The organism is Variovorax sp. 20P10.2.4 (assembly GCF_058244205.1).
In genome coordinates this window covers 1-1096 of sequence record NZ_JBZAYE010001181.1, presented here as the reverse complement: position 1 = coordinate 1096, position 1096 = coordinate 1, and the positions used below count along the sequence as shown (strand labels likewise).

2 protein-coding genes are annotated in these 1096 nt (G+C 71.5%); one reads left to right on the top strand and one right to left on the bottom strand.

Translation table 11 applies throughout. From position 1 onward, the window contains the following. Window positions 1-657 (bottom strand): LysR family transcriptional regulator (locus AC27VN_RS42135; RefSeq protein ID WP_490880614.1); only part of this gene is annotated, 657 nt, incomplete at its 3' end. A 97-nt stretch (window positions 658-754) separates the two neighbouring features. Between AC27VN_RS42135 and AC27VN_RS42130 the strand changes: the two genes are divergently transcribed. Next, on the top strand, window positions 755-1096 hold a 342-nt coding region (locus tag AC27VN_RS42130; protein ID WP_490880613.1), incomplete at its 3' end, for an alcohol dehydrogenase catalytic domain-containing protein.

Here is a 1096-nt window from a genome sequence, read left to right as displayed (position 1 = left end):
CGCGGGCAGCAGCACCTCGGCGACGCGATCGCCGGCATGGAAGCGCCAGGCCGAGGCCGCGCCGTCGCGCGCATAGAGCACCGCCTCGTGCGGCGGCTTCAGGTCCTCGATGCCTTCGGGACGGCCGCGCTCGGCCAGGTAGGACGGCGCGGCGCACAGCACCATCCACTGCATGCCCACGAGCCGCGCGATCAGCGCCGTGCTGTCGCCGAGATCGCCGCTGCGGATCGCGAGATCGAGCCCCTCCTCCGCGAGGTCGACGAGGCGGTCGCTGAAACCGAGCTCGAGCGAGAGCTGCGGATGCCGGCGCGCCAGCGCCAGCAGCAGCGGCCCGATCTTGAGCCGCCCGAGCATGGCCGGCATGCTGACCCGCACCACGCCCGAGGCCGTGCTACGCGCCGCATCGGCCAGGGCCTCGGCGGCCTCGAGCTCGGCCAGCGCGTTGCGGCAGCGCTCGTAGTAGCCATGGCCCTCCTGCGTGAGGCTCTGGCTGCGCGTGGTGCGCAGGAACAGCCGCGTGTGCAGCCGCGCCTCGAGCCGCGCGATGCTCTTGGCGACCGCCGAGCGCGTGACGTGCAGGCGCTGCGCGGCGAGCGCGAAGCTGCCGGCCTCGACGGCGGCGACGAATTCCTCGATGCCTTGCAGGCGCTGGCTCATTGGCGAATTTCAGGCAACAAATTTCGGAAAATTATCCACCACCGACGCCTTTAGAGCGTCAATAGCATCAGGCCTTCTTCTTTTCGCGGAGGCCTTCATGCCCGAAACCACCCTGCGCCGCTGGCAACTTCCCGCCTACGGCCGCGCCCATCTCGAACAGGTTCAGGCGCCCTTGCCCGCGCCGGGCCCCGGCCAGATCCTGGTGCGGGTCGGCGCGGTCGCGCTCAACTACCGCGACCTGCTGATGACCGAGGACGGCATGGGCATGCCGCTCGCGCTGCCGTTCACGCCGGGCTCGGACATGGCGGGCACGGTCGAGGCCATCGGCGACGGCGTGCGCCGCTTCGCGCCCGGCGAGCGCGTGATCAACACCTTCTGGAACGGCTGGATCGACCACCACTGGCCCGCCCATGCCGTGCCCGCGGGCGGCCCCGGGCCG